Source organism: Streptomyces sp. NBC_00457 (genome assembly GCF_036014015.1).
GTDB lineage: Bacteria > Actinomycetota > Actinomycetes > Streptomycetales > Streptomycetaceae > Streptomyces.
In genome coordinates, this window is record NZ_CP107905.1 from 9,149,953 (window position 1) to 9,164,958 (window position 15,006).

A 15,006-nucleotide genomic window follows, 5' to 3' on the forward strand; every position below is an offset into this window, starting at 1 on the left:
TCGGACCCTCCTTGTGTGATCTACCGGAAAAGGAGCCCAGGTGCCCAGACGATCAGGCGGACGATTGCTCCGTCTCCTCGCGACCGCTGTGCTGACGATCACCGCGTCCGTGACGGCCTCCTCTCAATCCACCGCCTCGGCCGCGCCGGGCAGCCCGGCGCTCACCCCACCGCTCGGGTGGAACAGCTGGAACAGCTTCGGCTGCGGGATCACCGAGGCGCAGGTCCGCCAGGCCGCCGACGCGATGGTGTCCTCCGGTATGCGCGACGCCGGCTACCGGTATGTCGTGGTCGACGACTGCTGGTTCGACCCGCAGCGCGACGCGGCAGGCAACCTGCGGGCCAATCCGACCAAGTTCCCGAGCGGGATGAAGGCCCTCGGTGACTACATCCACAGCAAGGGCCTGAAGTTCGGCATCTACCAGGTGCCGGGCGAGCGCACCTGCGCGCAGACGACCGGCGCCTATCCCGGGGCGACGGGCAGCAGGGGGCACGAGGTCCAGGACGCCAACACGTTCGCCTCATGGGGCGTCGACTACCTCAAGTACGACTGGTGTTCCTCCGAGGGCACCCGTGACGAGCAGGTCGCGCGGTTCTCGCTCATGCGCGACGCCCTGCGCGCCACCGGGCGGCCGATCGTCTACAGCATCAACCCCAACAGCTTCCACGCCATCACCGGCGCCACGTACAACTGGGGCGAGGTCGCCGACCTGTGGCGGACGACCGAGGACCTGCTCGACATCTGGCAGAACGGCAACACCAACAGCTACCCGATGGGCGTCGGCAACGTCCTGGACGTCAACGCGCCGCTGGCCGCGCAGTCGGGCCCGGGCCACTGGAACGACCCCGACATGCTGGTCGTCGGCCGTCCCGGCCTGTCACTGACCGAGTCCCGCTCCCACTTCGCCCTGTGGGCGCTGATGAGCGCCCCCCTCATGGCCGGCAACGACATCCGCACCATGTCCGCCGACGTGAGCGCGATCCTGCGCAACCCGCGTCTGCTGGCGGTGAACCAGGACACGTTGGGCGCGGGCGGGCGCAGGGTGCGCGACGACGGCGCCACCGAGGTCTTCGCCAAGCCCCTGTCCGACGGCTCGGTCGCGGTGGGCCTGTTCAACCGGGGAGGGGGCACCGCGACGGTCACCACCACGGCCGCGCAAGTCGGCCTGTCCGGCGGGCAGTTCAGCCTCACCGACCTGTGGACCGGCGGCACGTCCAGCACGTCCGGGCAGATCTCGGCGAGCGTCCCCGCGCACGGCGTGGCCGTGTTCCGGGTGACCGGGGGCAGCCCGCTGGCCGCCACCACCTCGCGTCTGCGGGGCAACGCCTCCGGCCGCTGCGTGGACGTGGACAACGCCTCCACCGCCGCCGGGGCCACGGTTCTGCTGTGGGACTGCCACACGGCCGCCAACCAGCTGTGGACCACGTGGGCCGGCGGCGAGATCCGCGTCTTCGGCGACAAGTGCCTGGACGCCTACAACCAGGGCACCACCAACGGCACCCGGGTCATCACCTGGCCCTGCAACGGCCAGAACAACCAGAAGTGGACCGTCGGCTCCGACGGATCGATCCGCAACGCCCACGCCGGGCTGTGCCTCGACGTCAACGGCGCCGGCACCGCCAACGCGACCCCGTTGGTCCTGTGGACCTGCAACGGCCAGGCCAACCAGAAGTGGACCCGCGTCTGAAGCCGCCCACTTCCTGCACCCGCAACGGGAGTTGACCAGACGGTCCGGCGCCGGACGCCACGCAAGCGTCCGGCGCCGGTCGCGTCACGTCCTGGTGCAGGCGGTCCCGTTCAGACTGAACCCGCCCGGCGCGGCGAAGGCGCCGCTGTACGTTCCCTGGAACCCGAACGTCCGGCTGTTTCGACGACGTACCGGCCGTGGCCTGGATGGATCCGCCCTGTGCCGCAGGTGGGAATGGAGATCGCGACCACCCTCACCGTCCGGGAGAGCACGGCTCCGCTGACACGCGTGCCCTGGCTGCCGGGGAGGGCAACCAGGGCGAGGGGTTGGTCGGTCAGGAGACTGTGCCCGTGACCGAGCTGCCGGACTTCGTGACGTGGTATGTGACGGTGCTGCCGCTGTAGAAGTGGAAGACCAGCGTCGCCGGTTCCCCGTCGCGGAGCGTCTTGAGGAACTCGGGGGTCAGGACGATCGTGCCGTTCGGGTAGTCCGGCGAGAACGCCTTGTTGAACTCCTGGTACGGCGTCCAGTCGGTCGGGCCGGCGTTGGAGCCGTCGGCGTACGTGGCGTGCATGGTCGCCAGGTCGTTGCCCCGGTACTGGGTGGGGACGGCGAACGACTCCGTGGTGCCGGAGGCGTTCGTCAGGACCGGGACGTCGTTGGTGACGATGCCGATGTTCCAGGGCAGCCCACTGGTGAACCGGGCCTGGAGCGTCGAGTTGACGCCGTACTCGCGGTCGCCGACCAGGCGGGTCAACGCCGTGGCGGTGAAGGTCAGTTGGTTGCCGGAGACGGTGTAGTCCCGTCCCGCCGTCAGCTTGGTGTCGCCCTGCCACACCCCGCGGAACTTGGTGCCGTTGGGGTTCAGGGTGAGCGACTTGGCGGTGACCGGGCCGGACTTCGGCACGAAGACCTTGTCGAAGGAGGCCGTGCCCGACCGGGTGGTCCAGGCTGACTTGATCCAAGTCATCAGGGCCGGGTCACGCCACTGGAGGGTGTCGCGGTTCAGGTAGGCGAACGGGTCCCACAGGGCGGTGGTGATGCCGTACCTGCGCGCCGCGTAGCCCACGTGCTCGTAGTACTTGAGCGCCTCGCCGCGCTCGACGCGGGTGGGGTGGAAGTGATTGGGGTACTCGAGCAGACCGTACTCGCCGATGTAGAGCGGGATGCCCCTGGCGACGAAGGTGCGGTGCATGGCGGCGAAGGAGTCGTCCAGGTGCTTCTGCGCGGTGGCGTCGTAGTGGGTGCCGCCCGCGACGTTCACGCTGAACGGGTACCAGCTGTAGAAGTGCACCTGCGCCACGAGCTGACGGTCGTTCAGCGAGGTGATCGTCTTGTACAGCTCGTCCAGGTAGGCCTGGTCGCCGCTGCCGAACGGTGTGGTCAGCGACAGTATGCGGGTCGTGTTCCCACCGCCCGAGGAGCGGACGATCTTGTGGAAGGAGAGCTGAAGCTCATTCAGGAACTGGGTCTTCTGCGCTTCCGTGGCGTTCTCGAACTGCGGCTCGTTGATGCCCTCGAAGAGCAAGGAGCGCGGCTCGTCGCGGAACGTCGCGGCGATCTGGGTCCAGGTGGAGTTGAAGCGGGCCATCACGTTGTCGTGGTCGCTTGTGATCTTCGAGGCCCATTGCCACGAGTCGTGGTGGACATTGAGTACGACGTACAGGCCGCTGTCCTGCGCCCAGTCGACGAACTGCTTGACGCGGGCCATGAAGGTGGCGTCGATGGTGTACGGCGCGGTGGCGGACTGGTGGTCGGTCCAGGTCACCGGGATGCGGACGCTGCGGAACCCCTCCTTGGCGATTTTCTCGAACGTCGCCTTGCTGGTCTGTCCGTTGCCCCAGGAATCCTCGTTGGGAATCGCGTCCAGCGTGTTGCCCAGGTTCCAGCTGGGCTGCATCGCGGCGACGGCGTCCATGGCGCGGGCCGGAACTCTGACCGTGGACCGTGTCGGCTCCGCCGCGGCGTCGGTCGCGGCGGTCGAGGTGCCGCCGGCCAGTCCCAGCATGACGGCGAGTACCAGGAGCAGAGAGGCCAGGCGGCCGGGGGCGCGGCTGCGATGGTGTGCGGGGTGCCGTATGTCCTTCATTTGTCGTCCCTTTCGGTCGGTCGTGCCCTTCGGTTCCGGTCGTGCCGTTCGGTCGGTTCAGTCTTCGAGGGGCTCGTGGTCGAACCAGTCGAAGTGGACGGTGCCTGCGGTGGCGTACATGCCGATGACCCGGCCGGTGAAGCCGCCGGCGACCTCGGTCGACAGGTAGCGGCCGTCGAGGGCCGCGAACTCGGTGAACGTGCCGTCGGGTTGTTCGATGCCGAGGGAGACGACGTCGGGTCCGGTGCACGGTCCGTGCGGAGGCGGTGGGTCCGTGACGGTGACGGCGAGGACCAATGGCCCGGCGGGTACGGAGCGTTCGGCCACGACCGTGCGCAGGGAGCCGACGCGCGCGATCACCCGTACGTCCGTCCCGGACGCCTCGATCGCGTAGTGGTGCCGCTCGTCCAGCCGGACGGCGAGGCCGCCGCGCCCCTGCTCCGCGTCGAGCAGAGTGCGGGCCCGGCAGCTGAGGTGCTGCTGGCGTCGGCCGGTGAACACCACGTCGGGCTCGTCCAGCGAGCCGCCCCGCGCGCGGAGCGTCAGCCAGCCGGGGCGCTCCTTGGTGGTGCAGAGCTCGGCGGGACGGTCCCGCACGGAGATCCAGGCCGGCCCGAGTCCGCTGAGCTCGAAGTCGTCCCGCCCTTCCTCGGCGGGAGCGGGGGAAAGCGGCCAGGGGAGCTCGGACAGATCCAGGGTGACCTCGCCGACGACCGGCCAGCCGTCCTCCCAGGTCACAGGAGCCAGGAAGGTCTCCCGGCCGAGCACGTGCCAGCCGGGGGTCCCGCCGCGGGGTCGTACGCCGAGGAAGACCATCCACCAGGAGCCGTCGGGTCCTTGGACCAGGTCCGCGTGTCCGGTGTTCTGCACGGGGTGGTCGGTGCCGCGGTGGGTGAGGACCGGGTTGGCCGGGCACGGCTCGAACGGACCCTGGGGCGTGCGGCCGCGAGCGATCGACACGCCGTGACCGCGTTCGGTGCCGCCCTCGGCGATGAGCAGGTACCAGTAGTCGCCGATCCGGTACAGGTGCGGCGCCTCCGGAGCCTTCGCGCCGGGGCCGCCGGACCAGAGCTTGTGCGGCGTCCCGTATGTCTCGCCTGTAGACGGGTCGAGGCGGACCTGCGCCACCCCGGCGACGGTGCACCAGCAGGTGCCGTCCTCGTCCCAGGCCAGGTCCGGATCGATACCGGGCACGCCTGGCGCCGGGATCGGATCCGACCAAGGTCCGGCCGGGTCGGTCGCGGTGACGATCAGGTTGCCGCCACCCTCCTGGGCATTGGTGACGATCAACCAGAAACGCCCGTCGTGATGGCGCAGGGTGGGGGCGTAGATGCCGCCCGAGGACGGCATGGAGGCCGGCAGACGCAACTGCTCCGGCCGTTCCAGTACGTTGCCGATCTGCCGCCAGTGCACCAGGTCACGGCTGTGGAAGAGAGGTACGCCGGGGAAGTACTCGAAGCTGGAGCAGGCGAGGTAGTAGTCGTCGCCGACCCGGCAGACGCTGGGGTCGGGATGGAAGCCGGGGAGCACGGGGTTGGCGGCGCGGGCGGGCCGGTTCTGAGCGGGCACCCTTGGTCGTCCTTTCGTCGGGGCAGCGGCAGGGCGGCGCTCAGAGAGCGTCCGGCTCCGTGCGGGTGATGCGGAGCAGCGCCGCGGACGGCGCGGTGGGCAGGGTCACGGTGAGATCGGCCGTGTCCGCGTTCCAGACGGCAACGGCCTGACGTGCGGAGGGATACAGCACCTCGACCCGCGCCGCCCTGCCCTCCGGCTCGGACAGCCGGAGGGCGGTGAGGTAGGTGGTGGCGTGGGTGTGCAGAGCGAGAGCGATCCAGGGGTCGTCCCAGCCGGGCAGCCCCAGTGACCAGGACGGCACGGCGCCGGGCAGGTCGGCGCGAATGGCCTTGTACGCCGTGACCGCTTCGTGGACCAGGGCACGCGCCTCGGGCCCCAACTCCGGGAGCCGGACGGAGAGATGGATGCGGCCGAGGAGGGCGCTCGCCATGGTGAAGGCGACCTCGTCGAGGGAGTCCTCCGGCTGTGGATAGGCCCAGATGGCGCGCTGTTCGGGGGCCTCGCCGGTCTGCGTGACCTCGCGGAAGATACGGCTGTCGGGACCCGCGCGCGGCAGCATCGCCGAGTGCCAGGTCTCGGCGCCGGCCCGGGACTGCCGCCACTGGACGAACAGGGCACCCTCCGAGCCGCGCGCGATGTGGCCGAGGCTGTGGCGCAGGACCTCGCCGGGTTCCTTGCCGAGCACCTGCTCGCTGTCGTAGACGGTGCTGGTGCCCTGCTCCATCAGCAGCCACGGGCGACCGCCGGCCAGGGAGCGGGAGCGGTCGGCGTAGAAGGCGACGTGGGCGGCGGAGTCCAGGCCGAGTTCGGACGGATACTGGTCGGAGGCGACGATGTCGAGTTCGCGGGCGAACGCCCACAGGTTGAGTCTCAGGTAGTAGGGCAGCATCAGGTTCGTCGTCACCGGACGGTCGCTGTGCTCGCGGATCGCGTCGCGCTGCTCGCAGTAGGCGGCGATGATCTCGTCGCCCCAGAAGCGGTGGAAGTCCACCGTCTGCCCCGGGTTCTTGTGGTACTGGGTCGCACGCGGCGCCAGCACCTGCTCCCAGGAGGTGTACCACTGGCTCCAGAAAGCCGTGCCCCACGCCTCGTTGAGCACAGCGCGCGAGCGGGATGGTCGCCGTACCGTTCGGCCAGCGCGGAGGCGATCCGGCGGGCGGCGCTGCGGTAGGCGGGCGAGGCAGTACGTGTCGCGGCTGCCGTGCACGAGACGGGTGCCGTCGGGGTGGCGAGGTCGACGGCCACGCCGTTCGCGTGCAGGCGTTCGATGTGGGCGTCGAGCCAGGCGAAGTCGTAGCGCCCCTGCTCCGGTTCGAGCAGGGCCCAGGAAAAGACGCCGAGAGTGGCCAGGTTGACCCTGGCCCTGCGCATGAGCTCGTCGTCCTCTTTCCAGACCGGCTCGTCCCACTGCTCGGGGTTGTAGTCCCCGCCGAAGACGAGGCCTCCCAGGCGGTCGGTGATGCTGCGTGCCGACATAACGGTCGCGGCCCTTCCCTCGAAGCTGTCGAAGCGCTTCACTTGATGGGGAAGGTAACGGACTTGTTTCGTGCGAAACAAGAGCCTGAACAGAAGGAACCAGGCAGAGATGGGTGTCGATGCGCTTCGACACCTCACGTGCCCACGGGACGGCGGGGTCAGTGCTGGGCGAACTGAACCCGGGTCGGTTGCACGACGTTCGGCCGCACCGCGAGCCCGGCGATGGTCAGTTGCTCTCCGTAGATGTCCGTGAGTCTGATCGAGCTGCCGCAGCCGCTGCCGCCCTCGGAGAGGAAGTAGTTGTATTCGGTGCGCGGCAGCTGCCGCCAGCCGCCGCCGGTCCGGACCTCCAGGCGTGCTACCGGATTCCGGTGGCCGATCGCCTGGATGCCGCACCAATATTGGCTGGACCCGGTCTTGTACCTGATGGAGATCGTCTCGGACGTGCTGGGGCTCAGCAGCTGCCAGGTGATCGGGATCCGGCCGACCTTGAGGTCGGCGAGTTTGGCGAAGGCCTGCTGGCTGAGGTCGATCTGCCCGGGTGCGCAGGGCAGGGGGCATTCGTTGGTGATCCGTACGGTGATCGACTTGCCGTTGGCCGCGCGGACGAGGACGTACGCGCCGCACGCCCTGGACGTCTCGTAGTCGGTGGTGTTCATCGCCGCGATCATGAGGTCGGGGCTCGGGCCGAACAGACAGGCACCGTTTCCGTCGGCGGCCTCGTAGGCGGTGGCGACTCCTTGGTAGGTGGTCTTCGGCTGAATGCGTCCGGTCGTCGATGCCGTGCCGGCTGCCGTTCGCGGGGGCCGAGGGGTGGCTTTCGGTGACGGTCGTGCTGCCGGGGTGGTCGCACTGCGTGTGGGGGACGGGGTGCCGGTCGCGGTCGGTTTCGCTGTCGCGCTCGGAGTGGCCGTCCCGGTCGGGGTGGCTGCTTCTTGGGTGGTGGCGATGGGCGTGGCCGCGGTGGGCCCTGCATCGGCCTTGCGGTCCTGCGGCAACGCCATGACCAGGTAGGCGAGCACGCTTACGGCGGTCACCGCCACGGTGGCGCCCAACACGAGCCTGCGCCTCTGCCTGCGCTGCCGCGCGGCCTGCCTCGATGTCGTCATTACCCGTCCGTTCGGAAGATCGAGCCGATGGTGCACTGCTCAGTGACCGCCGGACCCGAAAAGGTTGCCGACGACTTCTCGAGGAACGGTGAGGCGGTTCTTCTCCTTACGTCCCGAGGATCAGAGGGCCGTGAAGGTCCACAGCAGGTTGTCGCTGCTGCCGTACGTCCACTGCTTGGTGACGGAGCCCGAGTCGACCTTGCCGCCGCCGTCCAGGACGAGACCCGTCGTGCGGTTGGCGATCGAGTAGCGGTCGCCGCCCCGGTGGGTGATCGTCCACTGCTGGTTGGGGCCGCCGTTCCAGGGGGCCTGTCGGGTGGCTGAGCCGTCGGCGGTGGCGCCCCAGCCGTCGGCGACCATGCCGTTCGTACGGTTGACGAGCCTGTAGTAGCCGCCGGAGACCGCCTCCGCCTGCCACTGCAGATGGGAACTGCCGTCCCAGGTCCACTGCTTGAGGTTCGACCCGGAAGCCACGTTGCCACCGCTGTCCAGGGCGAGTCCGTTGGCGGCGTTGGTGATCCGGAAGTACGTCGCCGGGTTGAACCGGACCCTCAGCGAGGTGATCTGGTCGTTGCTGCCGGTGACCCGCAGGTCGGGGTTGTCGGCGGTGAACGTCCAGGAGGTGCCGGTGAAGTTGTCCCCGGAGTAGCCGATGACCTGGTAGCCGGGAGCCGGCCGGAGGGAGGAGAGGGTGCGCGCGCTCAGTCCGGCGGCGGTCAGGTCGGCCGCGGTGTGGTCGCCGAGGGTGAACACGCCGGCGTTGCCGGTGTAGTCGACGTCCGTGAAGGCGATGGCGCCGGCGAGCGGCCGCAGGCCCGGGATCGTGCCGGAGAAGACGAGCTTCAGGACATAGGCGCCCGCACTGTACGGCGCCGACGACGGCAGGGTGACCGTGAGTCCGGACGCGTTCTGGGCCGGCGTGGGCAGGTCGATGTAGGTGCCGGCGGTGGTGCCGAGGAGCTTGACCGAGGTCAGCGACGAGAGGTTGATCCGGTCCGAGCCGAGTGTCTTGATCGTCAGCGAACTGCCGGGCCAGCCCAGGACGGTGGCGTACAGGACGGTGCCCGCCTTGTTCCGGGTGAAGCGGAGGTCCTGCGGCGTACCGGCGTGCGGAGTGGTGAACGAGCCGCCGCCCATCTTCGTCGGGCCCTCGCCGTACACCGTCCAGGCGCGGGTCCCGTACACCGACTCGCCGAAGCGCTTCAGGTGGTCCCCGATGCCGAGCAGGATGTCCTTCTGCGCCTGGGGGATGGTGCCGTCGGCCTTCGGCGCGATGTTCAGCAGCATGTTGCCGTTCTTGCTGACCCGGTCGATGAACGAATGCAGCATCTGCTGGAGGGTGTAGTAGCCGATGCCCTGGGTGTAGCACCAACTGCTGCTGGAGATGCTGTCGTCGGTCAGCCAGTACGGCGTAGTGAGATCGGCCGGACCGCCGCGTTCGTAGTCGAAGACCTCGCCCTTGCCGTGCATGCCGTCCTTGTACGTGGTGACGACCTCGCGGCCCCAGCTGTTGGCCTGGTTGTAGTAGTACGCCAGGAAGTTCAGGCGCTGTTGCTCGTCGACGGCAACGAGATTGAAGTCCTGCCAGAGGATGTCGGGCTGGGCGTGGTCGATGACCTCCTTGAGCTTGTCGAACCAGAGCTGGTTCTCCGCCGCCGAACCCAGCTGCCCGTAGAGCTTCTTGAGGCTCGGGTCCGTCTGGGCGGGGACATGTTCGTAGAAGCCGGTGAAGTTGTACGCATGGTGCATGGACACCAGCAGCTTCAGGCCCTTGGCGCGGATGGCCGTGGAGAAGAGCCGCAGCAGGTCCAGTCCCGGGCCCTTCTTCACCGAGTTCCACTCGTTGACCTGGCTGTCCCACATGGAGAAGCCGTCATGGTGCTCGGCCACCGGGCCGGCGAACCTGGCGCCGGCGTCGACGAACAGCTGCGCCCACTCGTCGGGGTCGAAGTTCCCGCCGGCGGACTTCAGCTTCGGTGCGAACTTGACGGTGTTGCCCGCAAGGTCCCGCGCTCCGTTGATGAAGTTGTGGTACGGCCACGCCGACGGCGGGCCGTAGGTCGCGATGTGGTGCCGGTTGGCGTTGCTGCCCGCCTGGTACATGCTCCGCGGGTACCACTCGTTGTCGTAGGCGGGGACGCTGAAGGCGCCCCAGTGGAAGTAGATCCCGAACTTCGCGTCCTGGAACCACTCCGGGGCCGGCGGGTGCTGGTCGACCGAGTCCCAGTCGGGCGTGTAGGTGCCGGGCGCCGCCTGAGCGGGGCCTGCACCTAACACGCCTCCGGCAACGGCCGCCGCGGCCACGCAGGTGGCGCCGGCCAGGAAGTTGCGTCTGTTGATCGAACTGGACATGGAGACATCCCTGATGCGGAGGGGGGCGGACGAATGCAGGGCGTCGCTTGTTACGCATGAAGGTCTGTCATGTCTCACTGGGATGTCAACGGGTGTGCAGGGATGAATGGCGCTGTACGGTCAGGTAGTTGGTCCGATTACTGATGCATTTTATGCGATGTGAGACCTCTCAAACATGGCATGTTTATGCCCTGACAGTGCGCACGCGACTCGCCATGCCGTCATGGCATGCCCAAGCGCTGGCGGTAGGACGGGAGAGGGCCGGCGTTCCCCAGGAGGGCGGCGCAGGTGGGGTCGGTGGCGCAGGCCGGGCCGGGGTTGCGGGGAGGCAGCAGGGTGTTGTCGGTGAAGGCAAGGCGGTGCGGGTCTCCGCACCCCTCCTCCGGGTTCTGCTCGTCGGCCGGGGGCCAGGCTCCGGGGAAGTCCCGTCGTTCGAGCCATTCGGGCACGGCGTCGTCCCAGAAGTTGCCGCGGTAGCGCACGTTCTGGACGGGGCGGTTACCCCATTCCTCGCTGCAGCCGCCGATGGAGGCGACGTAGTCGTAGACCGTGTTGCGGTCCACGGTGACCCAGTTGGTGCTGTCGTCGGTGTAGATCCCGACGTTCCAGTCGCCGTACTTGCTGTCGGTGACCGCGTTGCCGCTGATGACGGCCCCGTCGGCGAAGGAGCTGCCCTGTTCGCCGCGCAGGTAGATACCGCCTCCGTCCTCGAGGAGCCGGTTCGTCGCGAAGACGCGGTTGTCGAGGATGCGGTTGCCGCGCATGATGCCCCGCAGGTCGTCGCTGGGCCCGGAGAGGATGCCGGTGTAGGGCACGTCGTTGACCTGGTTGTGCGCGATGGTGGTCTCCTGGGTTGCGGTGTCCCAGATGCCGGAGGCCGCGTGGTACTCGGCGCCGACGTGATGGATCCAGTTGTTGGTGATCCGGTTGCCGCGGTTGGTCCCCTTCTCGTCGGGCGGGACCACTCCCATCAGGATGCCGCCGTCGGAGACGTCGCTGATGACATTGCCGTCGACGACGTTGTACGAGCTGTTCTCGGACAACTCCAGCGCCTGGGCGCCGAGATGGGTGAAACGGTTGCCCTCGAAGGTGATCCGCTCGGCGGTGCGAAAGGCGACGGTGCCGGGCACCGTGAGCAGCCTCGCGTCTTCGCTCTTCCCGGGCCTCAGGTACATGCTCCAGGCGGCGGGAAACCCTGCGGGTTCGCTGGGCGCCAGCCAGGTGGCGTACGCGAACGTCAGGCCGCGGAAGGCGATGTCGTGGAGGGGGCGGCCCGGACGGCCGGTGCCGGTGACCAGGGTCTCCAGGACCGGGGCGACCACCCTGGCCCGGCGCATGTCCTCGCCGGGCCGCGGGAAGTAGAGCACCTCGTGGTGTCCGGGCCGGGAGCGGTCGAGATACCAGCTGCCGGGCTTGGGCGCGAAGCTGGGGGAGTTCTCCACACTGGTCGGCTCTTCGAGCAACTCCGGGCCCCCGTACAGCTCTTGGGCCAGATCCCAGCACGGCTGGTCCATGGTGATGGTGGTCCGGCGGGCGCTTCCGGAGACCCCCGCGACTCCGCAGCGGCCCTCGACATAGCCGGAACGGTAGACGAACTCGATGTCGCCGGGATTCCGCCAGGTTCGCGGGACGGTGCTGGTGGTGACGTAACCGGTCCTGGTCGTCTTCAGCGTGCCCGGGAAGCCCGCACCGTCGCGCGTCAGCCGCGTGGCACGCCGGCCCTCGACGTAGAGCTGGCGGGTCTCGAGCCCGCCCACGTCCGCGCGCCAGAATCCCCTGAGCCGTCCGTCCGGCCGCCACTCGGAGATCTGACGGCCGCCACTGATCGTCACCCGCTCCTGTCGCGGTGTGCCATGGCCGTACGCCTGGTAGATCACCCGGTGGCCGCCCCGGCCGGAGTCGCCCGCGGCCTCCGACAGGCGCAGCGGCGCCTTCAGCTGGTACGTCCCGCCGCGCAGGTTCACCACCAGGTCCGACGTCATCCGCGGCGCCCGGGCGCGTACGGCCTGTTGCGCGCGTGCCGGTGTGGCGAAGGGCCGGTCCAGGGTGCCGGGCCAGGTGTCCTTGCCCCAAGGAGCGACGTACAGCTGCGTGGGGGTCGCCGTCGGGGCCGGTAAGGCCGCCGCCGCCGGAGACGGCAGGGCCGCCACCGAGAGCCCCATCGCCACGGCCGCCTGCGCCACGGCGCCTGCCCTTGTCCGTGTCCGGAAGATCGCCACGCTGCCTCCTCGTTGTACGGAGTTCCACCGTGGGGGCGGCACGAGATGGTGCGCAGTCGTCCTGAGGTAGCGGCATCGCCGACCAAAGTCGCAATCGCCGGCATCCCAGTATCATCAACGTCACTCGGGGGCTGATCAGGTGGGACGTGCTCACGGGCACGGTGGGGGGAGGGATGAGCGGTGTCTCTGACGGACAAGGCCATCGAGCAGCTCCGTGAGCTGATCCGGACCGGTGCCCTGCCGCCGGGCTCGAAGCTCCCACCGGAGCCGGACCTCGCCGCTCAGCTGGGGCTCTCCCGCAACCTCGCCCGGGAAGCGGTCAAGGCGCTGGCCGTAGCGCGGGTCCTGGAGGTCCGGCGGGGCGACGGCACGTATGTGACCAGCCTCCAGCCGAGCCTGCTGCTGGAAGGGCTCGGCGGCGCGGTGGAACTGCTCCAGGGCGACTCGGTCGCCCTGCAGGACCTCATGGAGGTACGGCGGCTCCTCGAACCGATGGCCACGGCACTTGCCGCCACCCGCATCTCCGACGCCCAACTGGCCGAGGTGAAGCGGCACTTGGACGCCATGCGCGAGGCCTGCGACGACGTCGAACGGCTCAACGCCCACGACGCGGCCTTCCATCGCGCCGTCGTCTCGGCCACGGGCAACGACAGCCTCCTGGCCCTCCTGGAGGGCATCTCCGGCCGCACCCTGCGCGCCCGCATCTGGCGCGGTCTGGTCGACGACAAGGCCGCCGGCCGCACTCTCGCCGAGCACGAGGCGATCTTCAACGCGCTGTCCACCCGTGACGCCGCCCTCAGCCAGGCCGCCGCGCTGCTCCACGTGAGCAACACCGAGCAGTGGCTGAGGGAACACCTGCGCGCCACCGAACCCCTCTCCGTCGGGACGGCAGCGCGGACGTGACGGGCGTACATCGCCCCTCGAGCCGCAAGGAACTGATCCACCGACGAGCCCCGGTCGTCCGGCGGTCAGAGTCGTCCACTTCTGGTTGGAGCCGCCGTGGCAGTCAATCCCTGGTCTGAGGGTGATACTCATGGCGCGCGAGTGCGTCACATGGGCAAGAGGGGGAAGCGGTGGAGGCTACGGTTTCACGGGTGCGGCAAGGCGCCATACCTCCGGTCGTTGCGGCGCGGTGGGCGCTGTGGACGTTTGTCGTCGTCAACTTGGTGATCGTCGAGATCTTGTTCCTCACCGCCGGGACCGGCAAGAACGGGGTGCTCACGGTCGCCAAGTTCTTCGGCCTGCACGCGGCCGTGCTGATGCTGTTCCAGCTGCTGCTGGTGGCCCGGCTGCCGTGGCTCGACCGCCGTATCGGCATGGACCGGTTGACGGTGTGGCACCGTTGGGTTGGCTTCACTCTGCTGTGGACCCTCCTCACCCACGCCACGCTGGTGGTGCTGGGCTACGCGCGGCTCGATGACGCGTCGGTGACGAAGACGTTCTTCGCGCTGGCCGGAGTGCCGGCCTCCCTGCTCGGGATGCTGGCCGCGGCGACCGTCGTCGTGGTCGCCGCGGTCTCCACCCGACAGGTGAGGCGGCGGCTGCGGTACGAGACCTGGCACGGCGTGCACCTGCTGCTGTACGTGGCATTGGGGCTGGCGTTCGTCCACCAGTTGCAGGAGACCACGACCTTCAGCTCCTCCACGCTCGCGATGACCTACTGGTGGGCCCTGTGGCTGTTCGCGTTCGGTGCCCTGATCACGGGGCGGATCGTGATGCCTCTTTGGCGCAACGCCTATCACCGGTTCGAGGTCACGGCGGTGGTGCCGGAGTCGGACGACGTGGTGTCGGTGCACATCACCGGCCGCCACCTCGACAAGCTGCCGACCAGGGCGGGCCAGTTCTGCATCTGGCGGTTCCCCGGGCACAACGGCTGGTGGCCGGCCAATCCGTTCTCGCTGTCGGCGGCCCCCGACGGCCGCACACTGCGCCTGACCGCCAAGGCGGTCGGCAGCACCAGCGCCGGTCTGCGCCATGTCCCGGTCGGGAGCCGCGCGTTCGTCGAGGGGCCGTACGGAGCGTTCACCTCGTTGCACCGTACGCGGCCCGGCGCGCTGCTGATCGCCGGAGGAGTGGGGATCACGCCCGTCCGAGCCCTGCTGGAGGAGGAACCGGCCGGTGACGTCGTCGTGCTCTACCGGGTGCGCAGCGAGAACGACGCCGTGCTGGTCGACGAGGTACGGGCCCTGGTCGAGGCCCGCGGTGGGCGGCTGCACCTGCTCACCGGCCGCACGGGCGAGGGGAACCCGCCGTTCGAGCCGGACAGTCTCCGTGCCATGGTTCCCGACATAACCGAACGCGACGTGTACGTCTGCGGCCCGCCCACGATGACCTCGGCCGTGCTCAGCGCCCTGCGCGGGCTGAAGGTCCCCCAACGGCAAGTGCACGCCGAGCGGTTCGGCCTGGCCTGAGTCCCGCGCAGGCGCGGACAAGCGGACAAGCCACGTGCCTGCCGCACCGCGATCCGAGACCGAACGTTGTCATCGGCGCTTACTCCGACTC

The 15,006-nt window shown here is 69.2% G+C and carries 8 protein-coding genes and 1 pseudogene; 3 read left to right on the top strand and 6 right to left on the bottom strand.

What is annotated here, in order from left to right:
* Window positions 1–40: 40 nt before the first annotated feature.
* A complete protein-coding gene (locus OG828_RS41945; protein ID WP_328504089.1) occupies window positions 41–1,687 on the top strand; it encodes a glycoside hydrolase family 27 protein in 1,647 nt (548 codons plus the stop codon).
* Window positions 1,688–2,021: 334 nt separating this feature from the next.
* Here the strand turns inward: OG828_RS41945 and OG828_RS41950 are convergent, their stop codons facing one another.
* From OG828_RS41950 to OG828_RS41975, 6 genes and pseudogenes are all read right to left on the bottom strand, one after another.
* Complete coding sequence (locus OG828_RS41950) at window positions 2,022–3,776, bottom strand: cellulase family glycosylhydrolase (protein WP_328504090.1); 1,755 nt, start codon at window positions 3,774–3,776, stop codon at window positions 2,022–2,024.
* A gap of 57 nt (window positions 3,777–3,833) precedes the next feature.
* A complete protein-coding gene (locus OG828_RS41955) occupies window positions 3,834–5,345 on the bottom strand; it encodes a glycoside hydrolase family 43 protein (protein WP_328504091.1) in 1,512 nt (503 codons plus the stop codon).
* A gap of 40 nt (window positions 5,346–5,385) precedes the next feature.
* Window positions 5,386–6,824, bottom strand: a pseudogene (locus tag OG828_RS41960) (beta-galactosidase).
* A 158-nt stretch (window positions 6,825–6,982) separates the two neighbouring features.
* The gene (locus tag OG828_RS41965; RefSeq protein ID WP_328504092.1) at window positions 6,983–7,933 is read right to left on the bottom strand and encodes an expansin EXLX1 family cellulose-binding protein; all 951 of its coding nucleotides are present in this window, start codon (window positions 7,931–7,933) and stop codon (window positions 6,983–6,985) included.
* Window positions 7,934–8,053: 120 nt separating this feature from the next.
* Window positions 8,054–10,285, bottom strand: a complete 2,232-nt coding sequence (locus tag OG828_RS41970; protein ID WP_328504093.1) for an alpha-L-fucosidase — start codon at window positions 10,283–10,285, stop codon at window positions 8,054–8,056.
* 221 nt (window positions 10,286–10,506) lie between these two features.
* Window positions 10,507–12,504 carry a right-handed parallel beta-helix repeat-containing protein gene (locus tag OG828_RS41975; protein ID WP_328504094.1) on the bottom strand — a complete coding sequence of 666 codons (1,998 nt, stop codon included), beginning with the start codon at window positions 12,502–12,504 and terminating at the stop codon, window positions 10,507–10,509.
* 180 nt (window positions 12,505–12,684) lie between these two features.
* Between OG828_RS41975 and OG828_RS41980 the strand changes: the two genes are divergently transcribed.
* Window positions 12,685–13,407 carry a FadR/GntR family transcriptional regulator gene (locus OG828_RS41980; protein WP_328441794.1) on the top strand — a complete coding sequence of 241 codons (723 nt, stop codon included), beginning with the start codon at window positions 12,685–12,687 and terminating at the stop codon, window positions 13,405–13,407.
* A 170-nt stretch (window positions 13,408–13,577) separates the two neighbouring features.
* Window positions 13,578–14,915, top strand: a complete 1,338-nt coding sequence (locus OG828_RS41985) for a ferredoxin reductase family protein (RefSeq protein ID WP_443062475.1) — start codon at window positions 13,578–13,580, stop codon at window positions 14,913–14,915.
* The last annotated feature ends 91 nt before the right edge of the window (window positions 14,916–15,006 follow it).